General features: G+C 52.7%; 21 protein-coding genes. 4 read left to right on the top strand and 17 right to left on the bottom strand.

The features are described 5' to 3' along the window. Positions 1-3: 3 nt before the first annotated feature. The 6 genes from napA to DHN43_RS12840 all read right to left on the bottom strand — a co-directional run bounded on the left by napA (position 4) and on the right by DHN43_RS12840 (position 8,265). On the bottom strand, positions 4-2,502 hold the full coding sequence (gene napA / locus DHN43_RS12865; RefSeq protein ID WP_108818852.1) for a nitrate reductase catalytic subunit NapA: 2,499 nt from the start codon (positions 2,500-2,502) through the stop codon (positions 4-6). Beyond that, a complete protein-coding gene (locus DHN43_RS12860) occupies positions 2,499-2,837 on the bottom strand; it encodes a chaperone NapD (RefSeq protein WP_063299381.1) in 339 nt (112 codons plus the stop codon). The genes napA and DHN43_RS12860 overlap by 4 nt, the downstream gene beginning before the upstream one ends. Beyond that, complete coding sequence (napF, locus tag DHN43_RS12855) at positions 2,830-3,339, bottom strand: ferredoxin-type protein NapF (protein WP_108818851.1); 510 nt, start codon at positions 3,337-3,339, stop codon at positions 2,830-2,832. Before napF ends, DHN43_RS12860 begins: the two co-directional genes overlap by 8 nt. 9 nt (positions 3,340-3,348) lie before the next feature. Continuing rightward, positions 3,349-3,528 (bottom strand): periplasmic nitrate reductase, NapE protein, encoded by a 180-nt coding sequence (gene napE, locus DHN43_RS12850; protein WP_057462105.1) that lies wholly within the window; start codon positions 3,526-3,528, stop codon positions 3,349-3,351. Positions 3,529-3,900: 372 nt separating this feature from the next. Beyond that, positions 3,901-7,131, bottom strand: a complete 3,231-nt coding sequence (locus DHN43_RS12845; RefSeq protein WP_108818850.1) for an efflux RND transporter permease subunit — start codon at positions 7,129-7,131, stop codon at positions 3,901-3,903. A 3-nt stretch (positions 7,132-7,134) separates the two neighbouring features. Continuing rightward, the gene (locus DHN43_RS12840) at positions 7,135-8,265 is read right to left on the bottom strand and encodes an efflux RND transporter periplasmic adaptor subunit (RefSeq protein WP_108818849.1); all 1,131 of its coding nucleotides are present in this window, start codon (positions 8,263-8,265) and stop codon (positions 7,135-7,137) included. Between the two features lie 180 nt (positions 8,266-8,445). Between DHN43_RS12840 and DHN43_RS12835 the strand changes: the two genes are divergently transcribed. After that, positions 8,446-9,030, top strand: coding sequence for a TetR/AcrR family transcriptional regulator (locus DHN43_RS12835; RefSeq protein WP_063318143.1), 585 nt, complete (start codon positions 8,446-8,448; stop codon positions 9,028-9,030). Here the strand turns inward: DHN43_RS12835 and DHN43_RS12830 are convergent. The 8 genes from DHN43_RS12830 to DHN43_RS12795 all read right to left on the bottom strand — a co-directional run bounded on the left by DHN43_RS12830 (position 9,021) and on the right by DHN43_RS12795 (position 16,357). Beyond that, the gene (locus DHN43_RS12830; protein WP_208995357.1) at positions 9,021-9,476 is read right to left on the bottom strand and encodes a PaaI family thioesterase; all 456 of its coding nucleotides are present in this window, start codon (positions 9,474-9,476) and stop codon (positions 9,021-9,023) included. The genes DHN43_RS12835 and DHN43_RS12830 overlap by 10 nt on opposite strands. Positions 9,477-9,544: 68 nt before the next feature. Continuing rightward, entirely contained in the window at positions 9,545-10,042 is a 498-nt protein-coding gene (locus DHN43_RS12825) for an invasion associated locus B family protein (RefSeq protein ID WP_208995349.1), read from the bottom strand. 18 nt (positions 10,043-10,060) lie between these two features. After that, positions 10,061-11,266 (bottom strand): YadA C-terminal domain-containing protein, encoded by a 1,206-nt coding sequence (locus tag DHN43_RS12820; protein ID WP_108818848.1) that lies wholly within the window; start codon positions 11,264-11,266, stop codon positions 10,061-10,063. A gap of 559 nt (positions 11,267-11,825) precedes the next feature. Then, entirely contained in the window at positions 11,826-12,719 is an 894-nt protein-coding gene (locus DHN43_RS12815; RefSeq protein ID WP_063292963.1) for a sugar kinase, read from the bottom strand. A 57-nt stretch (positions 12,720-12,776) separates the two neighbouring features. Next, the gene (gene fbaA / locus DHN43_RS12810; RefSeq protein WP_063287890.1) at positions 12,777-13,847 is read right to left on the bottom strand and encodes a class II fructose-bisphosphate aldolase; all 1,071 of its coding nucleotides are present in this window, start codon (positions 13,845-13,847) and stop codon (positions 12,777-12,779) included. A gap of 586 nt (positions 13,848-14,433) precedes the next feature. After that, the gene (locus DHN43_RS12805; RefSeq protein WP_108818847.1) at positions 14,434-15,201 is read right to left on the bottom strand and encodes a hypothetical protein; all 768 of its coding nucleotides are present in this window, start codon (positions 15,199-15,201) and stop codon (positions 14,434-14,436) included. Positions 15,202-15,212: 11 nt separating this feature from the next. Beyond that, entirely contained in the window at positions 15,213-15,938 is a 726-nt protein-coding gene (locus DHN43_RS12800; protein WP_108818846.1) for a HupE/UreJ family protein, read from the bottom strand. 32 nt (positions 15,939-15,970) lie between these two features. After that, positions 15,971-16,357: a hypothetical protein gene (locus DHN43_RS12795; RefSeq protein ID WP_208995347.1), complete on the bottom strand. Its 387-nt coding sequence runs from the start codon at positions 16,355-16,357 to the stop codon at positions 15,971-15,973. 286 nt (positions 16,358-16,643) lie between these two features. Between DHN43_RS12795 and betC the strand changes: the two genes are divergently transcribed. Beyond that, entirely contained in the window at positions 16,644-18,152 is a 1,509-nt protein-coding gene (betC, locus tag DHN43_RS12790) for a choline-sulfatase (protein WP_108818845.1), read from the top strand. A 41-nt stretch (positions 18,153-18,193) separates the two neighbouring features. On the opposite strand, the gene DHN43_RS12785 is transcribed toward betC, so the two are convergent. Next, the gene (locus DHN43_RS12785; RefSeq protein WP_108818844.1) at positions 18,194-19,390 is read right to left on the bottom strand and encodes an MFS transporter; all 1,197 of its coding nucleotides are present in this window, start codon (positions 19,388-19,390) and stop codon (positions 18,194-18,196) included. A 214-nt stretch (positions 19,391-19,604) separates the two neighbouring features. Between DHN43_RS12785 and DHN43_RS12780 the strand changes: the two genes are divergently transcribed. Next, the gene (locus tag DHN43_RS12780) at positions 19,605-20,513 is read left to right on the top strand and encodes a DMT family transporter (protein WP_057462075.1); all 909 of its coding nucleotides are present in this window, start codon (positions 19,605-19,607) and stop codon (positions 20,511-20,513) included. A 6-nt stretch (positions 20,514-20,519) separates the two neighbouring features. Here DHN43_RS12780 and DHN43_RS12775 read toward each other — a convergent pair whose 3' ends face one another. Together DHN43_RS12775 and DHN43_RS12770 are read right to left on the bottom strand one after the other, a co-directional pair. Continuing rightward, positions 20,520-21,485, bottom strand: a complete 966-nt coding sequence (locus tag DHN43_RS12775; protein ID WP_108818843.1) for a D-2-hydroxyacid dehydrogenase — start codon at positions 21,483-21,485, stop codon at positions 20,520-20,522. A 4-nt stretch (positions 21,486-21,489) separates the two neighbouring features. Then, entirely contained in the window at positions 21,490-21,879 is a 390-nt protein-coding gene (locus DHN43_RS12770) for a winged helix-turn-helix transcriptional regulator (RefSeq protein ID WP_057462073.1), read from the bottom strand. A 260-nt stretch (positions 21,880-22,139) separates the two neighbouring features. Here DHN43_RS12770 and DHN43_RS12765 point away from each other — a divergent pair, with 260 nt between their 5' ends. Beyond that, positions 22,140-22,679: a histidine phosphatase family protein gene (locus tag DHN43_RS12765; RefSeq protein ID WP_208995345.1), complete on the top strand. Its 540-nt coding sequence runs from the start codon at positions 22,140-22,142 to the stop codon at positions 22,677-22,679. Positions 22,680-22,683 lie beyond the last annotated feature (4 nt).

Here is a 22,683-nt window from a genome sequence, read left to right as displayed (position 1 = left end):
ACCTCACACGGCTACGATCTTGACCGCGCACTTCTTATAGTCGGTCTGTTTTGAAAGAGGATCTGTTGCATCCAGTGTCACCTTGTTGATGAGCTGGCTTGCATCAAAGAACGGTACGAACACGAGGCCTTTTGGCGGCTTGTTACGGCCACGGGTCTCGATGCGTGTTGTGATTTCACCGCGACGGGAAACAACGCGCACTTCAGAACCACGACGCAGACCCTTCGCTTTTGCATCATCCGGATGCATGTAGCACAGAGCATCTGGAACAGCTTTGTACAGCTCAGGAACGCGCTGGGTCATGGAACCAGTGTGCCAGTGTTCAATCACACGGCCTGTGCAGAGCCAGAAATCGTATTCTTCATCCGGGCTTTCTGCTGGCGGCTCGTAAGGAAGCGCGAAGATGCGTGCCTTGCCGTCTTTATGGCCGTAGAACTCGTAGCCCTTGCCTTCGCCAACGTATGGGTCAGCCCCTTCGCGGAAGCGCCACTGGGTTTCTTTGCCATTCACAACAGGCCAACGCAGGCCACGTTCTTCGTGGTAACGCTCGAACGGTGCCAGATCGTGACCATGGTCACGGCCAAAGGCAGCGTATTCTTCGAACAGACCTTTTTGAATGTAGAAGCCGAAGTCGTTGGACTCGTCGTTCTTGTACTCATCGCTGGTTTCAGAAAGCGGGAACTTGTCGACGTTGCCGTTTGCGAACAGGATGTCAAACAGAGTTTTACCGCGTACTTCTGGCTGCTTTGCGATCAGTTCTTCAGGCCATACTTCTTCAACTTTGAAGCGCTTGGAGAACTCAACGGTCTGCCAAAGGTCAGACTTTGCGTCGCCTGGAGCAGAAACCAGCTGATGCCAGAACTGAGTACGACGTTCAGCGTTACCGTATGCACCTTCTTTTTCTACCCACATTGCGGTTGGCAGAATAAGGTCAGCAGCCATTGCGGATACTGTTGGGTACGGATCGGAAACAACGATGAAGTTCTCTGGATTTCTCCAGCCTGGGTAGATCTCTTCAACAACGTTAGGACCAGCCTGCATGTTGTTGGTGACCTGGGTCCAGTAGAAGTTCAGCTTGCCGTCTTTGAGCATGCGGGACTGCAGAACAGCATGGTAACCAGGCTTTGCCGGGATGGTGCCGTCTGGCAGTTTCCAGATTTTCTCAGCGTATTTACGGTGATCTGGGTTCTTCACAACCATGTCTGCTGGCAGACGGTGTGCGAAGGTACCAACTTCACGAGCCGTACCACAAGCGGATGGCTGACCGGTCAGTGAGAACGGACCACAGCCTGGCTTGGAGATTTTGCCGGTGAGAAGGTGGATGTTGTAGAACATCTGGTTGACCCAAACGCCGCGGGTATGCTGGTTCGCACCCATGGTCCACAGGGACATAACCTTTTTGTCTGGATCAGCGTAAAGCTTTGCCAGTTCCAGCAGACGGTTTGCAGGAACACCAGACATCTTCTCAGCGTATTCGAGAGTGTACGGCTTAACGAACTCTGCGTACTCTTCGAAGCTGATCTCTTTAGAACCACCAGCTTTGTCAGCGTTTTTAGCAGCTTGCTGCAGTGGGTGCTCAGGGCGCAGGCCATAACCGATGTCCTGATTGCCAAGACGGAAGTTGGTGTGCTTGCTAACGAAGTCCATGTCCACGGCTTCGTTCTCGATGATGTAATTTGCGATGAAGTTCGCAATCACGAGATCGGTCTGTGGAGTGAAGACCATTGGGATGTCAGCAAGGTCAAAGCTGCGGTGCTGGTATGTAGAAAGAACAGCAACTTTTACATCTGGGTTAGACAGGCGGCGATCAGCAAGACGGGTCCACAGAACCGGGTGCATCTCAGCCATGTTGGAACCCCAGAGCACGAATGCGTCTGCGTTCTCAAAATCGTCATAACAACCCATTGGCTCATCGATGCCGAAGGTACGCATGAATGCGCCCACAGCAGAAGCCATGCAGTGACGTGCGTTCGGGTCAATGGTGTTGGAGCGGAAGCCAGCTTTCCAGAGCTTGGCAGCCGCGTAGCCTTCCCAAACAGTCCACTGGCCTGAGCCGAACATGCCAACCGCGTAAGGGCCGTTCTTCTTCATGGCTTCTTTTGCTTTCACAGCCATGATGTCGAAAGCTTCGTCCCAGGATACTGGCTCGAATTCGCCTTCTTTGTCGTACTTGCCGTCGGTTTTACGCAGCAGTGGCTGCTCAAGACGGTCCTTGCCGTACATGATCTTGGAAAGGAAGTAACCTTTCACACAGTTCAGGCCTTTGTTAACCGGGCTCTGAGCATCACCATGTGTTGCAACAACGCGGTCATTCTTGGTCGCAACCATGATGGAACAACCGGTACCGCAGAAGCGGCAAGCAGCTTTGGACCATTTCAGGTCTGTTTTGCTTGCATCCGTTACAATGTTTGCTGCTTGCGCCGGAAGGCTTGCCCCGGCTGCGGCAGTTGCCGCTGCAACAGCCTGCGCCTTAATGACAGCGCGTCTTGTTAGTTTAATCATGAGCAAGTCCCCTCGGGTTGCATGTCACCCTGATCAGAAATCACAATTGAATTGAGGTCGGTGGTGTCGGTTTGGTGGAAGATGAGCGAAGCGGTAACCACGCCATCTAACTGCTGCATGTCACTCAAAGCGTTCGCGAGGTCGCGTTCGCTCGGTGTTTCCAGCGTCACAATTATCTTTGTAGAGTCAGATACTTCTGTAATTTCAGCAGAAGGTATCTGTTCAATCGCAGCGCATATCTGCTCTCGCTTGGCAGGATCGGCCTGGAGCAGCACACTTGAAATGTGCCAGACACCGGCTTCTTCTTCGCGCTCTACGGTTGTTGCATTACGCATTTGCTAAACTTTCTCGGCTCTGGTCGTTCATGGCGATCGCATCTACGGGGCAGGAAATGAGACAAGCTCCGCAGCCATTGCATTGGTCTGCATCCAGTTGAATCTTTCCTGTAGGTGCGACACGCATATCGAACCGGAGGGCTCTTGGGTCACAGCTGTCGGTGCAGGTCTGGCAGGAAACGCCCTTTCCAAGCAGACATGCCTCTTGCTGAATTTCTGCTGTGAGCCTCCAGGGTGCCGCAGTCAGATCAAACAGATCTTCCTCTGGGCACGCTTTTGCGCACTCTTCGCAGAACGTGCATTCTCCAACGCCGGTTTTGAGGTAAGGCCGATTATCCGCGCTGAACAAAATGGCTTCCGGGCAGGCTTTGACGCATTCAAAACAGCCGGTGCATTTGTCTTCAATCCGCTGTTCCGTTGTCCAAGGCGGACGAACCGGAGACACCACCTCTGGGGTAGCGCTTAAGCGGGTAAAGAATGCTCTGCGGGATAAGTTGGCCACGACTACCTCTTAGAAGGACGGTGGGCCAAACAGGATCTGCGACATCCAGATAAGGAAGCCGTATCCGCCAACAGCTGCAGTCATCAGAACTGGCGCAAGAACAACTGCCAGAAACAGGAATGCTACTCTCTCGCGGCCTTTGCTCACTGCTGGAGTGGTGGTCTGGGTATTTTGGCTTAAGCCAGCCATGTGCGTACTCCGTACTAACAGCCGCCTCTTGCAGCTATTTGATTGGAGCAGACACCGTAACGTTATACGTGCCCGCTCGTACGCGCAGGAACCTAGAGTAAATGTAAAAAGCACAAATTGAGTGCAATCAATTCCGGATTAGTAGATTTTTTCTCTTTGATATTCCGCAATATATAAGTGCATGCTGTATTTCTAATATATAATCTATATTAGAATATTCAAATATTACGAAATTCAATACTTAAGTGATTTCTTATATATATTTAGTGCTGGAATTCTGCGGATTCACAGTGGGTTAACTAGCAGATTTCGTTAGGGCAGTCCTCAACAAAAAACGGCCTCCGCAAGGGGAGACCGTGTCGTAAGGTCCGTTTAGGCCTTTTCTAGAGGAAAACCCTCAGGTTTTGTATCTTTGTCATTCTCTGGGGATTTTTCTGAAATCGCGTGTTTTTCCTCTGCTTCCAGGGCCTCTTTTCGCTCCATTTGCGCATATTCCAATGCCTTATCGCGTTTACCGAAGAGAAAGACGCGAATATCTTCCGCAATTGCGACCAGTACTGGAATCAGGATTAAAGTAATAAGTGTCCCGAAAATCTCCCCGTATGCCAGAGAGACGGCTGCTGGTATCAGGTACATGGCCTGCTCGGAAGTTTCGCTCATGAGCGGCATCAAGCCGGCGACCGTTGTTGCCGTTGTCAGGAAGATCGCCTGGAAGCGATCCACGCCGCTGCGCTCCGTTGCGTCAATATGCTCTACATCGTCCTCACGCAGGTGAAGGTAGTGCGTGACCATGACGAGAGAGTCATTGACGATCACGCCGATCAAAGCCAACAAGCCGAAGATCGACATCATGCTGAACGGGATGCCCATGATGGCATGGCCTAGGATTGCCCCGACCACTCCAAACGGAACCACGGACATGATGATCAGCGGCTTGAAGTAGGACTTCAGCGGGATCGCCAATAGAACAAAGATGAGGAAACAGGTGATGAGAAGGGCGCGGTTCATATTGCCCTTAACTTCACCCATTTCCTCCAGCTCGCCACCCTGCTTGATTTTAACACCGGGATACTTCTGTTGTAGTTGGGGCACAACGGAGGTGAAGATATCCTGACCCAGCTCAGCAGGAGCAACGATCTGTTTATTGATGTCAGCTTCGATTGTGGCGACCTGATCGCCGTTTCTGCGGTGCACGTATCCGGGCACATAACGCGCTTCGATGTTGGCAACTGATTGCAGCGTGACCCAGTTGTCGTTGGCCCCGCGCAGACGGGACTGCAACAGGTCCTCAATGGCATCACGAGCATCCAGTGTATTGCGAACAATCACGCGAACCTCTGAATCTCCACGTTGGATGCGCTGTGCCTCCCCGCCACCAAACTGGTGCGCCACCTGACTTGCCAGTCGCTCTGGTGTGAAACCGAGATGACGTGCTTCCGGTTTTAGGGTCAGGCGAAGTTCTGGCTGGCCGGCTTTGAACGTGTCGCGCAGGTTGCTGACGCCCGCTCGTTTGCCAAGCTCTGCCATGAGCTCTTCACTTGCCAGCTGCAACTGCTCAGAGTTTTCACCGAACAAACGGATCTTGAACCCACCACCGATCTCTTCAAAGCCCGAGAAGGTGAGTTTGGAAACACCTTCCAAAGTACCGGTGCGGTTCTGCCAGTCGCGCAAAATGTCACTTGTCTTTGCATCCCCGCGCTCGTCCAACGGGCGCAGCTCAGCATAAATGGTGGCATTTGTGCTGTCGGATACGATGCGGAAGATGTTTTGGAACACACCGCCCACGTCCGGCTGCTGCTCGGCATATTGCCGGTCAACAGCATTTGCGATGTTTTCAATCGTGGAGATGTTGTTCTGTGTCAGATCGAACGGTGCGCGTGGATCCATCTCCATGTTCACCACGATGTACTGACCGGGAATCTCCGGAAAGAAGACAGAGTGGATTTTACCCTTCCACATCAGGCCAAACACGAGCACTGCCACAGAAATGAAGCCAACCAGAACCGCATAGCGCTGTCGGATGGCCCATCTAAGCACCGGGAAATAGATGGTGTCGCGGAACCAGAACAAGCCACCGCGCGCCACACCCTGCACCTTGCCCCAGCTCCGTGAGAAGATGTTCTGCTTCTTCTCTTCCAACGAGATGTAAGCGAGGTGAGCGGGCAGAATGAACTTGCTCTCGAACAGAGAGAACAGCAGCGCCAGAATAACAATGCCTGAGAAGCTGCCGAGGATCTTACCCAGCTCACTGTTCATCAGAAGCATAGGGAAGAATGCTGCCGTGGTTGTCAGCACGCCAAATATCGTGGCAACGGCCACTTTATGCACGCCTGCCGCCGTACATTTGCGCGGGTCTGCATAGCGTTTGCGCTGCTCAAAGACGCTTTCACCGACCACCACGGCATCATCAACGAGAATACCGAGTGCGATGATGAGACCGAACGTGGTGATGTCGTTGAGTGAATAATCGACCCAGCCAGTCGTCGCCACAGCAAACGCACCGGCCAATGAAATTGGAATGCCCATGGCGACCCAGAAGGCCAGCTTGATGTTGAGGAACAGCGACAGGATCAACACCACCAGAGCCAGACCCTGAAACGCGTTGGAGCTGAGCAGGCTCAGGCGATCCTCGATGTAATCACTGGAGTTGCCCCAAATCCCCACCTGTACACCAGTCGGCAGAGTTGTGCGGAAGTCAGCTATGATGGCCTGCACATCCTCTGAGACATGAATAAGGTTGTCTTTGCGGCCAATCAGCACTTCCAGTCCAACGGACTCTTTGCCGTTGAAGCGTGCTTCCATATCAATGTCAGCAAAGGCGTCTTCCACCTTGGCAATATCGCCAAGAGTGGTTGTGGTGCCGTCGTCCCACTCAATGATCGGAATGCGCTCAAAGTCGGCTTTATAATAGGCCTGAGTATCTGCGCGCAAAGAGATATAGCCGCCTTCGGTCTTCAGCGTTCCGCCCTGATAGTAAAGAGAAGACTCGCGGATACGGTTCATGACCTGCTCAGGGGTCAGGTTCAGACGTTCCAGCGTATATGGTTCTAAACCGATCTTGATCTGTTCGGTCTGCAAACCCCATTGTTTGAGGCGAGAAACCTCCGGGCTGGCCAGCAGCTTGTTGCGCAGTTGACGAGCGATACGCTGTAGGGTTTTGAAATCCGCATCTCCGTAGACCTGCACAAACATGGCAGGCATATCCATGCTCTGTTTTTCAATGACAGGTCGTTCCGCTTTCTTCGGCAGATTGTAAATGCCATCGATCTTCAAGCGGATGTCATCGAGCAAGGTGGAGAGTTTGGTGTCGCTTGTCTTTTGAACGGAGACAACAGACGAACCCGGTTGTGAAATTGAGCTGATGTTTTTGACACCGCTCAGACCTTCCAGCGCCTTTTCCACCTTGCGGGTGATTTGCTTATCAACCTGCTCCGTGTAGCCGTTGGGCAGTTCGGTCGTGATTGTCACGGTATCCGCAGGCAGCTTGGGAAAGCCCTCAATGCGGATGTTCATGAGAGAGGACACCCCAACAATCAGGATGAACGCCATGATGAGGTTTGCTGCGACCGGGTTTCGAATAAACCAGTTTGTGAGCCACGCCATGTGTTAGTGCCCCGCTGGAGTTGGGGCGACGTGCTGACCCGGTAAGAACGCGGCCATCGGCAGCTGAACAACGCGCTTCTCATCCATCTCTTGCAGCTCATTCGGCATCTTCATGATGATGTCTGTGTCATTGCGGAACACGACAGAAGCTTCAAAGCGCTGCAGCTCGTCCTTGTTGTTTAAGAACCAGATGAACCCTTCTTGAGTGAGCACAGTCGCAGGCAATTTCAGGCTGTCGTTGACAGTTCTACTCTGCAGTTCAACTTTCACGAACTCGCCCGGTAAAACAGTGGTTTCCGGTGATTTTACGATCTCGAGGAAGAGCTGATAACGTCGCGATTTAGGGTCAAGGAAGCCGCCACCGCGCTGGATTCTGGCAAGCCCGACCAGCTCCTTGTCAGCATTATAGATCTTCGCCGGAAATTCCTGCCACGCCTTTTCCAGCAGGTTCCATTGGGCTTGGTCCAGAGAGACGGTGATGTCCAACTGCTCAGCGTCCAACAGGGTGAACAAGGTATCGCCTACAGAGATGCTTTGGCCGATGCTCACATGGCGTTTTGTCACAAACCCGCTGAAGGGGGCCTTGATGGTGGTCGCGTTCACATCATACTGCGCGACTTTTACCTTCTGGACAGCAGCTTCCAGCGCTTTTTCTGCAACGCGCAGCTCCGGAATATGGACGGCCATTTCCGGTGGGGCTTCCTTCGGGTTCACTGCACGCCAGTTTTTCAGCGCAAGCACATGCTTGTTCTGCTTTTTCTTCAGATTGAATTCTGCAGTCGACTGCTGGTATTTGGCATCTTCCAGCTGGGCTTCGTAAGTGTGCTTTTCCAGCTGCGCCATCACCTCATTCTTGGAGACTTTCTTACCTTCAAGGGCCTGAGGAGCCACGGATAGTAGTTTGCCAGAGACCTGCGCTTTTAGATCCGCAGTCCAACGTGGGCGCACTTCGGCAAAAACAGAAATATGTCCGGCGTTATCGGCTGCTTGCGAGGTCACATAGCTGACCACAGGCAGAACAACGTCCTTTTCTCCGATGTCGACATCACTTGTGTCTTCAAGCGAAAGAACATAGGTACCGACAGTTCCCAGTAGCACCAATGCTGCTGATAACCACACAATCCGTTTGGACATTCAGTGCTCCTGAGCAATATGTTTTATTGAGGCAGGTTTCAGAGTTTGGTTTAGGCCTACGGAATGCCCGATTATCGCTGAGTGAACGCCTCTAGATCATCTCAGATCTTGATTTATGAGACGATTGTGTATCATAATAATCATATGTGAGACAAGTGCGTCTCATAAAATGAGGGTGAAATGTTATTGCGTGATAAAAGGGCTGTTAAGTCCCGCAGGGCCCTGATTGAAGCTGGCTTGGCAGAATTGCCAGTAAATCCAATGGCTTCACTAACGGAGATCGCTGAGATCGCCGGGATTGGGCGCGCCACGCTGTATCGACACTTCGCGTCTCGCGAAGCGTTGATTGAGGAGGTCCTGAAGGTCAGCTTTGAGGATATTATTCAAGCGCTGACGCCTATGGAGAAAGAAAACCTTCGCGGGAAGCAAGCGATGATGCGGGCTGTTGAGCTGATGCTCCCGCTCGCTGACCGGCTGCGTTTCCTCTCATCCTTCTGGCTGGATGGGGAACGCGTTTTGAGCAAAGATCCACGCTATGCCTTTATGGAAAAAGAGACAATCATTACGGTTGAGCAGGCGAAAGAAGATGGTGACATTCGCAAGGAACTGCCGACGCGGTGGGTGATGAACACCTACGACGCACTGCTTTTTTCTGCCTGGGATATGATTGTGAAAGAAGAGGCGGATATCCGCGACGTCACGGCATTGCTCATGACGACCTTTTTTGACGGTGTCGGACCAAAGCCTCGCGAGACTCAGGAGTGATCAAGCCGCATCTCGCGTTGTGGTGCGCGTTTGAAAGGGCCGGTGGCCGTTGCGATTAGTTGATCGTTTTCGTCAAACAACTGTGCCTCTGCAAAGAGTGTTGATTTGCCGCCCCCAACAACTTTGCCCTTCGCAACCAACCGCTTGCAGATGGCAGGTGCGATGAAGTTGACTGTCAGTGACAGCGTCACAAACGGTTGCTTCCCGGTGGGATCCACCGTTGCGCTGCAAGATCCACCGCAGGCATTGTCCAGCAACATGGTCACAATCGCCCCATGCACAACCCCGCTGCGATTGGCAAACCTGGCATCAATATCCAACGCACATGTCGCCGTGCCATCCTTAGGGAAAAGCTCCAGCTCATACCCAATAAACCGCTGAAATTCGGTCTCATCACGAATGGATATGGAGTTGTCGGTATTGGATGAGTACGTCACAGCGGCCATGTTCCTCCCTACAGGTGCAAGGCATATCAGTAACTTACTCCTCCCAAGAAATCTATTTGGCCTTCTGGCTACGGTGTCAGCATTTCCATACGCTTATGGAAGGCGTTCCAGTTGCGGGTGAAGCCAATCAGAGAATAGTTGAGGGCCAGCTGTTTTCTATCGCCTGCTTTGCGGACGAGGATCGACATTTTGTCTCCCCGCTTCAGAAAATCCACCACCGTTTGATTTGCTGTAAAGGCAGCTTCGCACCCATCAGGATTGCAGGTGATCAACTTGGCCTGAATGATTGCCGCTTCATCAATGCCGATGTTGATGCCGCTTGGGATGTGAATACCGAGGGGCAGATTAAGGATGCCCGCGTATGTGGTGGCATTGAGTTTGCGAAATGCGATGTTGTTAAACAAGGTGCCGTTTTGTAGCCGGATCTCGGCGTACATCTGGCATTGTTGCCGGCTGCATTGAACGGACCATTCCTCTTTTGCCTGAGCAGAAGTAGGTGCGAGAACACCCCCGCCATGGAAAACCATGGCGAAGGCTACGAAGAAAAATGAAAGAAGTCGGCTCATGTGCCTCTCCTTGAAAACTTAGAATGAGAAACCGAGACCCGCGCCAGCGGCGACGTTGTCGTCAAAGTCGGTCGCGACGGAGGCGGTGATCGCCATGTTGTCCATTGGCATGAAGGCGGCTTTCATAGAACCAGCAGACTTGCCTTTGAAGTGCCCGAAACCACCAGAGAGGGAGAGGCCGTTGTAACCGCCCTGAATGATCGGCGCGTTGGCAATCGCGATTGCCATGGCAACACCGGACTGCAGCTCATCAACGTCCTCTTCCAATGAAACGATGCGGGAGCTGTTGTCGGAAATGGCTGCGCTGTTGGCGGTAATGCGCTCAGCATTGCTGTTGACTGCTGCCACAACACTGTTGCGGGCAGTGCCGGTAAAGGTGGAGTTCAGATCAGCCAGAGAGCCGACCTTCTCGTTGAGCTTGGTCACAGCCGAAACAACGGTGGTGTCTGCTGGAGTTGGTGCCTGCAGATCGCTTGGCAGTGTGCTGATGTCGCCAATCTTAGCATCTACCGCGTTGAAGGATGCCAGAATGCCATTCGCCAGACCTTCGCCGCTTTCCAGTGCCTGAGCTGTTGCACGGCCAGATGCATTGGCGCCATTGGCCGTGGTGAAAGTGCTGTAGTTCTCGTGTGGCAACTGCTCCGCCGCGTAGTTGTCTACCGCAGTATCAAGCGTACCCAGATCTGCCGCCATGTTCGCAGGCAGAGCGCCGCTCGTGAAGTCGCCCGCCACTGGATCTGTCGGAGCATCCATAGTAATCTCTTCGCCAGCAGCAGCTTTTGCCTCTACGTGGTCCAGGTAAGCTTTCCACTCGGTTTTGGCTGTTGTGCCATCTTTGAGCGCAGCTTCAATATCGCGGACTTCCTCCAGAGGCGTGCCTGTGTTGTTCTTCAGCGGATCTTTAACACCATCAGAGATTGCCGCTGGTGCTGTTGTCTGCACTGTTCCAAACAGGGTCTCAAAGTCGGAAATAGTTTGGCTGTTACTAGCAATATCTGCGGCGTTGCCATTGATCTCACTTGCAAAAATGCGGTCGACTTTTTGGTGTTGTGTGAGGCCTGCCGCAGTGCTTTCATCAAAGGCTGTTGTAGCGTTGTCTGAGGAGCCTGTGTAATGAGTCACCACATCGCTGCCATCTGTGGAGATGGTGATGGTGCCTGCGTGTGCCATGCCTGCACTCGCCAGCAAGGCGACCAGAGCACATGAATATTTGAGATGAGTCATAGTATAAACCCTGTTTTAAACAATAGAAACTGAGCTAAATACTGCTGCCGGAAACTGTGTAATTGGCATGCAGAAATTGTTCTGTCGCGTCAGGCGAGCAGTTGTTTGTATGCAATTTGTGTTTGTGTGAAAGAAGCCTGCGATCAGTTGGCTTCATCATGTGCTTACTTATATTCTCTAGAACTCGTGAAGAATATTAGTGAAACTGAGCCCGTAATATTCAAAGTTATTAAAAATCGGGAATGAGAAGCCAGAGATATCTTGGTTTTCACTAGTGTGATCCTGCAGAAAATATCTGCAGACTGGGGCTTTCCGCCTTTTCTAATCCGCCTGAATCAAGGGGGTATAGCTGACAATAACTAAGGGAAGCTGGTCCGGATCTTTGGCGCTACATATGAAAAAGACAAAATAAAAACCCCGCCTCATTAAGAGACGGGGCTTTTTGAGTGTGCGAGCGCCACATGAACATGTGCCCGTGTGGGGCCTATTATTGTTATTGTTCGTTCTTATTGTTTTTATTTGGCTCTAAATGGCTTCACCCATGGCAAAGCCGCTTAGATTAGTCGCTCGCAGGAAAGTTTTTCTGCACGTTGTCCAAGTCCAGGACGGTTGGCAGAGAGGCCTCGTTGCCGAGGAACTGAATGGCGTGTGCGGAAGCCGCACGAGCCAGTTTGAAATGGTCTTCCCAGGTTCCCTGAGGGTCTGCCAGGTAGCCGTAAACATAAGCGCCGTGGAAGGTATCACCCGCACCGTTGGTGTCGATGACGCGTTCTTTTGGCACTTTCAGAGCTGGCAAACGCTTGATCGGGCACTTGTCTTCGTACCACAGCAGGCCTTTTTCGCCCTGAGTGACACCGCCAACCTTCACGCCCTTGGCACGCAGGTATTCCAGTGTGTCTTCCGGGGATTTTTCCAGCTGCTCACAGAACAACTCAGAAACGATCGCTACATCAATGTAGTCGAGCAGCTCCTCGGTGTTCTCACGAACGGCACCGCCATCCAGTGATGTCAGAATACCGTGCTTGCGGCACAGCTTTGCGTAATGCAGAGCAGCGTGTGGGATGTGACCATCTACGTGCAGCGCCTGACAACCTGCAAGGTTGAGTTCAGGAACCGGATGCAGGAAGTCGTTGTCACGGCAACGCACGATGGCACGCTTGCCATCCTTTGGCATGATGAAAGAGAGGGAGCTTTCCTTCACTTTAGCGCCGTGGATCGGAATGGAATACTTGGCCGCCATGTCGCGGAACATGCGAGACAGCCAGTCGTCTGCCATGGAGCACAGCAGGTCTGGTGAGATGCCCAGCTTTGCGCAGACGAAAGCCGCGGTGACAGCGTTGCCACCAAAGCTGACAGCGTAATCCTGCGCAATTGCCTTCTCATCACCTTCCGGCATGGTCTCTGACAAAAAGGTCACGTCAATATAGGACTGGCCAATAAATAGCGCTTTCATCCTGTACTCCATTAAAGTCCAGGCCACACCCCCAACGTGTGGCCTGTGAGGTCATTCTTACTGCGCCAGGGATTTACCAGTGCTGCGAAGGTCTTCAAAGGCTTCTGTCAAACGAGTAACGATTCCTTTTTCACCTTCACGCAGCAACTTGCGCGGATCGTAGACCTTCTTATAAGGGACACCGGTCTCTGGGTCGATCTGGTGTTTGAACGCATTTGGCGTTTCGAACACATAAGCGCCCGCCTGTTCGGAGAATGCGAACTGGGTGTCGGTGTCGATGTTCATTTTGAACACGCCGTAGCCCAGGCTTTCTGCGATTTTTGCTTTTTCAGAGCCGGAACCACCGTGGAACACGAGTGGCAGTGGGTTTTCACCCAGACCGTGGGTTTCGCGAACCAGTTTCTGGCTTTCACGAAGAATCTCAGGGCGCAGCTTCACGTTGCCTGGCTTGTACACGCCGTGCACGTTGCCGAAGGATGCTGCCACAGAGAAGTGGCCCAGTGGGTCGAGGCGGTTGTACGCTTCCAGCACGTCTTCTGGCTGGGTGTACAGCTTTGGATTGTCAGATCCGATGTCGTCGTCGGAACCAACGCCATCTTCTTCACCACCGGTGCAGCCGAGTTCAATCTCAAGGCTCATCTGCAGTGGAGCCATGCGCTTCAGCAGGCGTTCACTTTCAGACAGGTTGTCTTCCAGAGTTTCCTCAGAAAGGTCCAGCATGTGAGACGTGAAGAGTGGACGACCATTTGCACGGAAGTAGTCTTCACCGTGCGAGATAAGAGCTTCCAGCCAAGGCACTAGCTTACGGTTTGCGTGGTCTGTGTGGAGCACAACGCAAACACCGTAGTGTTTTGCCAGCAGGTGCACGTGTTGGGCTGCGGAAACCGCGCCAAGAACACGGGCCTGGAAGCTATCCGGCATGGCTGCTCCAGCATAGAACTGTGCGCCGCCGTTTGAGAGCTGTACGATTACGTCGGACTTGTTGGCTGCTGCAGCTTCGAGCACTGCGTTGATTGAGTTGGAGCCAACTACGTTTACTGCTGGAAGAGCGTACTGCCCTTCGCGTGCTGCCTGAATGAGGGTTTTGTATTCTTCGCCAAAAATGACGCCTGGACGCAGCTTCGTCACCTTAAAGGTCTCCCGATCGCATGTTGAGTGAGTAAAAAGCGAAGCCCGGGAGGAGGGAATGCTGTCTATAACAGCAGGGAACGGACTTCGCTTTTACTCATGTGGTTCGGTTGTTACGCACCAGCTAAAAGGGGGGATAGCTGGCAGTAAGGCCCCGAATTAGGCTTGCCGAGGGTGGCGGCAAACCTTGCAGGTGAAAAACTTTTCACCGGGTGCAAAAAGATTTGAAGGGAAAGTGCATCGAAACGCGTTGGAATGAAATAAGTAGGAATACGTAGTTGATGCAATCGCACGAAAGCGTGGTTTGACCACGTTATAACGATTTAAAATTCCCTCAAATGACAAATCACAAACTAACTGAGGGGAACGTGCGGGTTAGTTGCAATATTATTTGTACCAAAGCGCTTTGGCGAGACATATATCAGTATTACCTCGAGTAATAGGTATTGAACCCCATGACAGATTGTCGCCGAATATTGTGCGCTTAAGGGGAAAACCCGGGTGATTTTTCGGTTTTGCAGGCATTTTGCCGGGACACTACAGAAAAACCACCCGAATTGACGATTAGGTTAACTTGATGAGTCGCTTACTTTACTCGTTTAAACGACTCGTATTCTCCGCGTGTTTGCAGTGATAAAGTAACAGGGCTGTTAGTTCTGTTACGCCAGAACCAACCATGGTTGCCATCAAATGCCGCTGTAATCTGTCCTTCATCCTGCGGCACGCCGCGTCCTTTCACATAGGAGATGGAGCGACCACCCCCATCTCCATGTGTGTCGAAGTTCAATGTGCCTCCGTTTGCCGTCCAGCGAAACGCTGCACTCTTGCCGGCCTTCATCACCAGCTTCACCTCAACACCCTGACCGGGATCAAGTTGAATGGTGGTCTGATCGCTTTTGATGGCAGGTGTCGGGGCAACAGGTTGAGCCGCGGGTACTGCAGCAACAGTTTTCGCTGGTGCAACAGTCTTTGTGTCAACTCGGCGGGAGGTGGCAGTCACACGCTCGCGCAACTGCTGTTTCAGCATCACCTCAGCCAGCTTGCGTTCAATCTCGTCAACGCGGTTGGTCAGTTCCGGTGAAGCGGTTGCTGCTGGCTGAGTGAAGGCTGTCGGTGCAGAAGCCGCAGTAGCCGCTGCATCGGTTGCACTTTCCTCTGCCAGCTGGGTTTTAATCTCACCCATCTCTGTCAGGCCCAGAACGCGGCCCATGCCGGTGGCATCTACCCCATATTCAGAGGGCAGGATAACCACGATGAGGAGGGCCAGAGCAGACAAAGCTGCAATGATGGTGGAGCGTTTCAGTTGTGCGGAAGACGGCAGCTCAGAGCGTTTTGGTGGAGTTGTATTGTGCATGGGGCCTCGCATTACAAAGATAGGATGAGGCCCGTGAGCTGGTATCCTACCAGCGCAAAGCCTGCTGTCATCATGGTGGTGTTCATGGAATAGGCGTAGCGCCAGAAGGTCTGCGTGCGCCGCCAGTAGCCCATAACAATGAGAATGCCGCTCAAGGCCAGCAGTTGGCCAAGTTCGACACCCACGTTAAAGGCGAGAAGGTTTGGCACCAGCCCATCCGGTGAGATCTCGTATTCGAGGATCTTGGTGGACAGGCCAAAGCCATGAAAGAACCCGAAGACCAGTGTGGTGAGGCGGGTGTTGGGCTGATACTTAAACCAGACCCGGAAGGCGCCCATATTATCAAGCGCTTTATAGACCACCGAGAAGCCAATGATGGCGTCAATGATGTAGGCGTTGATGCCAATGTTGAAGTAGACCCCAAGCAGCATCGTGGTGGAATGGCCGATCGCGAACAGGCTCACATAAACGCCGATGTCTTTGGTCTTGTAGAGGAAGAACACGATCCCAAGCAGGAACAGGATGTGGTCGTACCCCGTGACCATGTGCTTGGCCCCCAGATACATGAAGGGGATGATGTTGATCCCGGAGATCTCTTGAATATAGCCCTTGTCACCGGTCGCGATGCCATGGGCTGCCGCAGGCAACGTGAGTGCCAGCAGCAGGATGCAGGAAAGCAGCAGCAAACGCGCGGGCGTCCACCGCTCAGCGCCTGAGCGCTGAAGAGGAAATGTCATGGAAAATCCATCTGTAGTTTATAGGATTGGTGCTACAGAAGGAATGGTCGGGGAGGGCGCTCCAGCCTTGAAGCAAGGTCATATCGCAAGCTTTTGACAGGCTGCGCCACGTGCTTGCCGACCTCAGCGGAAATCACAGGACGCGTGAAATGTGCTTCAGCTGGTGCTTCATGAGAATGATCAGCAGAATTATGTCCGTGCAGATGTCCGGAGATTTGCAGGTCATCTTCAAGCACGTCGTGGCTGTGGCCTGCTTCCTGATCATGCGTGTCCGCAACCACATGCTGCTGATAGGTGGTTTGCGCCAGAGCACCCAGATCATGCGAAGGCGTTGGCCGGCCCATGACAGAAAACACGAGCATCAGAGTGATGCACGTGAGCAGGGCAGATCTCAGCAATGTCACAACACGAAACGGCATGCAGCTGTCGGTCAACTCTCAAACATGGAATGCGCTGAATAGTCAGAGGACTATGGCAATACCATGGACCTTGGCAGAGAAAAAGACAGGAAAGTTGAGTGCCTTGGAAAACCCCTGTTGTCGCTGCAGCTTACCAACGTTTCCCGTATTCATCGCCTGACTGACGTTGTATGCATAGGGGGTATTACTGACTCGTGTTTCAGTTCTTGCGCTTTGCGATGATGCCAGAGCGCAGGTGATTGAGCGTGCAGGTCACTCCTTCTCACCAGATTTCAGCCGGTACCCAATGAGCAAACCAAACATTCTGATATTTATGGTCGATCAGTTGAACGGAACTCTGTTTCCTGATGGTCCGGCTGATTGGCTGCATGCGCCGAACCTTAAGAAGCTGGCGGAACGTTCGACACGCTTCAAGAATGCCTATACGGCGTCTCCGCTGTGTGCGCCGGGACGGGCCTCGTTTATGTCAGGTCAGTTGCCAAGTGCGACTGGTGTTTATGATAATGCGGCAGAGTTTGCATCCTCCTTGCCGACGTATGCGCATCACCTGCGCCGGGCAGGGTATCAGACCTGTTTGTCGGGCAAGATGCACTTTGTTGGCCCCGATCAGCTTCATGGATTTGAAGAGCGGTTGACCACAGATGTTTATCCGCCTGACTTTGGTTGGACGCCGGACTACCGCAAGCCAGGTGAGCGGATTGACTGGTGGTATCACAACATGGGGTCTGTGACTGGATCTGGCACCGCCGAGATCACCAATCAGCTGGAATATGATGATGAGGTCGCCTACAACGCCACGCGTAAGGTCTACGATCTGGCGCGGGGCAATGATGAGCGGCCATGGTGCCTGACGGTATCATTCACTCATCCGCATGACCCTTATGTGGCGCGGAAGAAATATTGGGATCTCTATGAGGATTGTGAGCATCTTCTGCCAGAGGTTCCTGCAATGCCTTACGAGGAGCACGATGCGCATTCAAAGCGTATCTTTGATGCCAATGACTGGCGTTCCTTTGATATCAAAGAGGAAGACATCCGCCGGTCCCGCCGCGCTTATTTTGCGAATATCTCGTATATCGACGATAAAATCGGTGAGGTGATGACTGCGCTGGAGAGCACACGGCAAGAAGCGATCATCCTGTTTGTTTCAGACCATGGCGATATGCTGGGTGAGCGCGGTTTGTGGTTCAAAATGTCGTTCTTTGAAGGCTCCGCACGCGTGCCCTTGATGGTTTCTGCTCCACAGATGGAACCCGGTTTGGTGACGACACCCGTAAGCAACATTGATGTGTGCCCGACGCTGTGTGACTTGGCGGGCATCAGCATGGCAGAGGTGATGCCGTGGACCACCGGAGAAACGCTGGTTGGCTTGGGGCAGGGTGAAACACGCACCTCACCTGTTGCGATGGAATATGCGGCGGAAGCGTCTTATGCACCCATGGTGTCACTGCGCGAGGGTCGTTGGAAGTTCAACAAATGCCTGTTGGATGAAGATCAGTTGTTTGATCTGGAAGCAGACCCACATGAGCTTCATAATCTGGCTCAAGACCCTGAACATCAGAATGTTGCAGACGAGTTTCGCACAAAAGCCGCTGCACGCTGGGATCTGGACCGTTTTGATGCAGATGTTCGTGCCAGTCAGGCGCGTCGATGGGTCGTTTATGAAGCGCTTCGTCAGGGCGGACATTACCCTTGGGATTACCAGCCCCTGCAAAAAGCCTCCGAACGCTACATGCGCAACCACATGGATTTGAATATTTTAGAAGAAAGCCAGCGCTTCCCTAGAGGCGAATAGTTTTGGTTGGAGGGGTTGATTGAGGTCCCACAGAAACGACCTCAATTGACTTCAATAGTTTCGCTGAGCTCCAGCTTTTGCGTAGAAGCAAGTACAGCATGTATTTGCAGCAAGAGAAGCCCGAAGCAACTGATGGCGAAGACGAACCAATAGTAGTTTGAGGCAGGAAACCCCACGATGAGCAGGGAGAGCAGGAAACCGAAGAGGGTTCGCTGGACGTAGGTCAGGGAGCTGATGACGGAGAGGTAGCTGCCAAAAATATCCTTTTCAACCTTGCTCATAATGTAGGTGTTGAAGGCAACACGCTCAGCTGATCCCATTGCGCCAAGGATTCCTGCACCGATCACAATGGTTGGAAGAGTTGGGAACAGGCTGATTGTGAGCAGCGCAAGACTGAAGACCGTTAGGCAAATGCGCATGATCCTTATGGCGGACCCTGTTGAAACGAGCCGGCTGATGAGAAAGCCGGAGAGGGCTGCTCCTAAGCCATATGAAATAGAGAGTTTTGCAAGGGCGGATACATCCAGTTTGAGTACACCGCTCAAATAGATGGGATGCACTAGGTTGAGCATCATAACAGCCACGAATGTAATGTTGGCGCAAACTCCCAGCAGTACCAAATCCTTCCGTTTGAAGATACTGCGGAAGACGGTGCGGGAAACGCGTGCACGGGCCGGTCTTGCTTGCTGTGTGTAAGGAATGAAGCAAAACAGTAGGGCGGAAAGCAGCATCAGGCCGCTGTTCAACTGCAAGAGGAACTGGAAGTCATCGCTGTTCACAGCGTAGATCATCAACAGACCCACCACAAAGGTGGAGGCCTGCATTTCCACCTGCATCCAGCCATTAACTTTTCCGCGCTCACCTTCCGTAAACACTTCCTGAATGAACGCTGTCAGGGCGTTGTAGAAGAACAGAAAGAAGACCTGAGAGGCGAAGTAGAACGCGCTTAAACTGGCGATTTTAAGAAATGAGTTGCTATAGGCGACGGATGCAATCTGTAAGACACCTGCCATTATCGCGATGCAAATCATCAGGGTTGAGCGACGTGAGAACCTGTCCACCACTCTGCCGGAGACTGGTGCAAGAAAGATCAGCAAAGCAGTGGCATAGGTTGCTGTAAAGGCGAGGACTTTCTCACCGCCAAGAGACCTTGACAGTTCCCAGGGGACGATGGTCAGCGCGATCCCCATGGCAATGGATGCAATAAAATTTGCGAACACTAAAACAGACAGTTTCATCCCGTTTCCCCCTTGCAGTTCAATGGAGCACATTTAGAAAGAAAAAACTATCTTTATTTAATTGGGCAGGTATCACGCCGCTAATATCACCCGAATAACTGTTCTATATTTCTCAAGAGTTGGTGAGTTCGCAGACTGTTCAGCCTCAAGAAACCTATGGAGCATATAGGGCTTTGTCCGTATGCTGGATGTGTTGGATTGAGGATAAATCAAAATGGAACTCTGGATTCCAATCACCATTGCAGCGGCGTTTAGCCAGAACCTGCGGTCGGCACTGCAAAAGCACCTTAAAGGCAAAATTGGAACTACAGGAGCCACGTTTATTCGTTTCGGCTTTGGCTTCCCTATTGCGGTGTTTTACCTTGCTGTGATCCTCAAGCTGACAGGAGAATCCGTTCCCGATGTGGGAACAACATTCTACTGGGCTGCTGCGTTTGGCGGTTTGGCGCAGATAATTGCCACCTTCCTGCTCGTACACTTGTTCTCTTACCGCAATTTTGCTGTCGGTACGGCTTATTCCAAAACTGAGCCGGTTCAGGCGGCACTCTTTGGCTTTATCCTGCTGGGAGAGCAACTGACACCGCTTGGCATGGGCGCGATTGCGCTGGGGATCATCGGGGTGTTGTTCATCAGCTTTGGGAAGCAACGTCCAACAGGGGCTATGGTGCTGTCCACTCTGGTTGGGAAGCCAGCGTTGATTGGCTTGGCATCGGCAGCGTTCTTTGGGGCATCCGCCGCGTTCTACCGCACAGCTTCGCTTTCCGTTGAGGCCGACTCTTTCTTGCTGCAGGCGGCGTTTACGCTGGTGTGTGTGACGGCCTTTCAGACCGTTGTCATGGGCAGCTGGATGACAGTGACTTGCCCCGCAGAGTTACGCGCAGCAATCCGGAACTGGCGTTTGTCCGGTCTGGTTGGGCTTGCGGGTATTGCCGGGTCCATCGGCTGGTTTACGGCAATGACATTGCAGCAAGTGGCGTATGTGCGTGCACTGGCTCAGATTGAGCTGGTGTTTACGCTGGCTGCATCATGGATGTTCTTCCGCGAGAAGATTACGCCGATTGAGCTGGCAGGGTGCGTGCTTGTTGCCCTTGGTGGGGTAGGCATCGTCATGGCTGCCAGCTAAGAGGCTTTAACTGCCTGTACGACCAACAGCGTTGGTTGGTGTACCCTTCTGGAAGCTTTCCATGTGAGAGATCAGCTGATCCCAAAGGGTCTGCATGGCTTCTTCTGATGCCCAGGCCACATGCGGGGTTACGATCACGTTTGGGCGCTCCAGAATGCTGAGAAGGGGATTATCCTCCTGCGGTGGTTCTGTGGTGAGCACGTCAAATCCCGCTGCTGCGATCTGGCCGTTGTTGAGTGCCTCCACGAGTGCAGCCTCGTCCACCAGCCCACCACGAGACGTGTTGATGAGGATTGGCTTTTGATGCATCGCCTCAAACTCAGGCGTGGAGATAATACCGCGTGTTTCTGGAGTTAGCGGCGTGTGCAGGGAGATGACATCACTGGTGGTGATCACTTCCTGCCAGGCGGTGTAACCAGAGCGAACCTCCGTCACGCCCTTGCGTTCGGCAAACACAACGTCCATGCCCAGAGCCTCGCCAATGCGTGCGGTGCCCTTGCCCAATGTCCCCGAGCCGATGATGCCCAGGCGAGAGCCTGCGAGATCCTTGATAGGGTGATTGAAGAAGCAGAACTTACCGGACTTCTGCCATTCGCCGTTGATCACGTCCTCGCGGTATCCCACCAGCGAGCGCCGCAAAGCGAAGATGAGAGCGAAGGCGTGTTCCGGCACTGTGTTCACCGCATAGCCGCGTACGTTGGACACTACGATGCCCTGCTCGTCGCAAGTTGCGATGTCCACCTTGTCATAACCGGTTGCCGCAATGCAGATCAGCTTCAGATCCGGCAATTGCTTAAGCACGTCGGCTGAAAGAGGCACCTTGTTGGTGATGCAGATCTGAACCCCGCGCAGCTTCTCCAGCACCTCCTCAGGGGAGGTGTTGTCATACTCCACCCAGTCATGCGGGAAGGAGGGTTTGGAGATGTGGACGCTTGGTCCAATAGTGCTGCGGTCCAGAAAAGCAATCTTCATAAGGTTACCCTGAAAATGTTGGAAGCAATGCGTCAAAGATGGAGGATGGTTCGGCACTCTCATCATCCACGCCATTGCGGGCCTGCCCCCAATCGCTCAGGGCATTGAGAACCGGAATAAGCGACAATCCGTCCTTGGTCAGCGAATATTCCACGCGCACGGGCACTTCAGCAAACACCTCACGGCGAACGATGAAGTGCTCTTCCAGTTCTCGAAGAGAACGGGTCAGCATCCTGTCGGAGGCGCCGGGCATCAGTTTTTTCAACTCGGAAAAACGCTTGGAACCGGTTACGAGATGGTAGAGCAGGATCGGTTTCCACTTGCCGCCGATGATTGCTACGGTGGTGGCGACTGCTTCTATTGAGCCGATATGAGCTGCACTGTCACTTGTCATTTTTGCTTACACGCTTGTTCGTATCACTCGTGATGCGGGTAGGACGCACACTTACAGGTGCTATATCAGCTTTTAATCAAAATCAAACGAAGTTTCAGTGAGCTAGAGCTGAATATGCTCAGCCTAACAGTTAGCCTTGCGTAAGGCTTGAGCCCTCTCAAAACGCGCTGGACACGCCTTCAGGTTCCCGTCAATATCTGGAGCTTCGATTTATATGATTTGAGTTGGATGGTCCTTTGGCGAGATACCCGGAAATTTTCGTGCTTCGGCATGGTCAAACAGAATGGAACGTAGCGGGCAGATTTCAGGGGCACCAGAATTCTCCACTCACGGAGAAGGGCAAGGAGCAAGCTCTGCTGCAAAACAAGCTGCTCTCATGTGTCGAAGTCCTGCCAGGCACTGCGTTCGTCAGTCCGCAGCCCCGTACGGTGCATACAGCACAGCTTGCTCTGGGGCCTCAGGTTGAGCAGAAGCTGGATGATCGACTGAAAGAAATCAACTTCGGCGCTTGGGAAGGGCTGACCAAGCAAGAAGTAAAAAATCTGGTCGGAGATGACTACGAAAGCGGCCTCTGGCATTTTCAGAGCCCGCAAGGTGAAACCTTTGAGGCGATCTCAGGCCGCGTTCAGCACTTTCTGGAAGAGCTGAACGAGCCTGCCGTTGTTGTCACACACGGCATCACCTCCATCATCCTGCGCGGGCTCTATATGGGACTCAACACACTGGAACTCCTGCAACTCCCCCGCAAACAAGGCTGCATCTATCACCTTTCCAACGGGTCAGAGCAGGTGTTGGAATAAGACC

This window comes from Pseudovibrio sp. Alg231-02 (assembly GCF_900143565.1).
Lineage (GTDB): Bacteria > Pseudomonadota > Alphaproteobacteria > Rhizobiales > Stappiaceae > Pseudovibrio.
Note: the sequence above shows the minus strand (reverse complement) of the source record. Positions and strands in the feature narration are given on the sequence as shown.

Bases quoted from the DNA above. Each gene is read 5' to 3' on its own strand.
- DHN43_RS12825 (WP_208995349.1), bottom strand. From the start codon at position 10,042: ATGAGCCGACTTCTTTCATTTTTCTTCGTAGCCTTCGCCATGGTTTTC.
- DHN43_RS12775 (WP_108818843.1), bottom strand. From the start codon at position 21,485: ATGAAGATTGCTTTTCTGGACCGCAGCACTATTGGACCAAGCGTCCAC.
- DHN43_RS12770 (WP_057462073.1), bottom strand. From the start codon at position 21,879: ATGACAAGTGACAGTGCAGCTCATATCGGCTCAATAGAAGCAGTCGCC.
- DHN43_RS12860 (WP_063299381.1), bottom strand. From the start codon at position 2,837: ATGCGTAATGCAACAACCGTAGAGCGCGAAGAAGAAGCCGGTGTCTGG.
- DHN43_RS12805 (WP_108818847.1), bottom strand. From the start codon at position 15,201: ATGCACAATACAACTCCACCAAAACGCTCTGAGCTGCCGTCTTCCGCA.
- DHN43_RS12820 (WP_108818848.1), bottom strand. From the start codon at position 11,266: ATGACTCATCTCAAATATTCATGTGCTCTGGTCGCCTTGCTGGCGAGT.
- DHN43_RS12830 (WP_208995357.1), bottom strand. From the start codon at position 9,476: ATGGCCGCTGTGACGTACTCATCCAATACCGACAACTCCATATCCATT.
- DHN43_RS12845 (WP_108818850.1), bottom strand. From the start codon at position 7,131: ATGGCGTGGCTCACAAACTGGTTTATTCGAAACCCGGTCGCAGCAAAC.
- DHN43_RS12795 (WP_208995347.1), bottom strand. From the start codon at position 16,357: ATGCCGTTTCGTGTTGTGACATTGCTGAGATCTGCCCTGCTCACGTGC.
- DHN43_RS12835 (WP_063318143.1), top strand. From the start codon at position 8,446: ATGTTATTGCGTGATAAAAGGGCTGTTAAGTCCCGCAGGGCCCTGATT.
- DHN43_RS12785 (WP_108818844.1), bottom strand. From the start codon at position 19,390: ATGAAACTGTCTGTTTTAGTGTTCGCAAATTTTATTGCATCCATTGCC.
- betC (WP_108818845.1), top strand. From the start codon at position 16,644: ATGAGCAAACCAAACATTCTGATATTTATGGTCGATCAGTTGAACGGA.
- DHN43_RS12800 (WP_108818846.1), bottom strand. From the start codon at position 15,938: ATGACATTTCCTCTTCAGCGCTCAGGCGCTGAGCGGTGGACGCCCGCG.
- DHN43_RS12840 (WP_108818849.1), bottom strand. From the start codon at position 8,265: ATGTCCAAACGGATTGTGTGGTTATCAGCAGCATTGGTGCTACTGGGA.
- DHN43_RS12815 (WP_063292963.1), bottom strand. From the start codon at position 12,719: ATGAAAGCGCTATTTATTGGCCAGTCCTATATTGACGTGACCTTTTTG.
- DHN43_RS12780 (WP_057462075.1), top strand. From the start codon at position 19,605: ATGGAACTCTGGATTCCAATCACCATTGCAGCGGCGTTTAGCCAGAAC.
- napA (WP_108818852.1), bottom strand. From the start codon at position 2,502: ATGATTAAACTAACAAGACGCGCTGTCATTAAGGCGCAGGCTGTTGCA.
- napE (WP_057462105.1), bottom strand. From the start codon at position 3,528: ATGGCTGGCTTAAGCCAAAATACCCAGACCACCACTCCAGCAGTGAGC.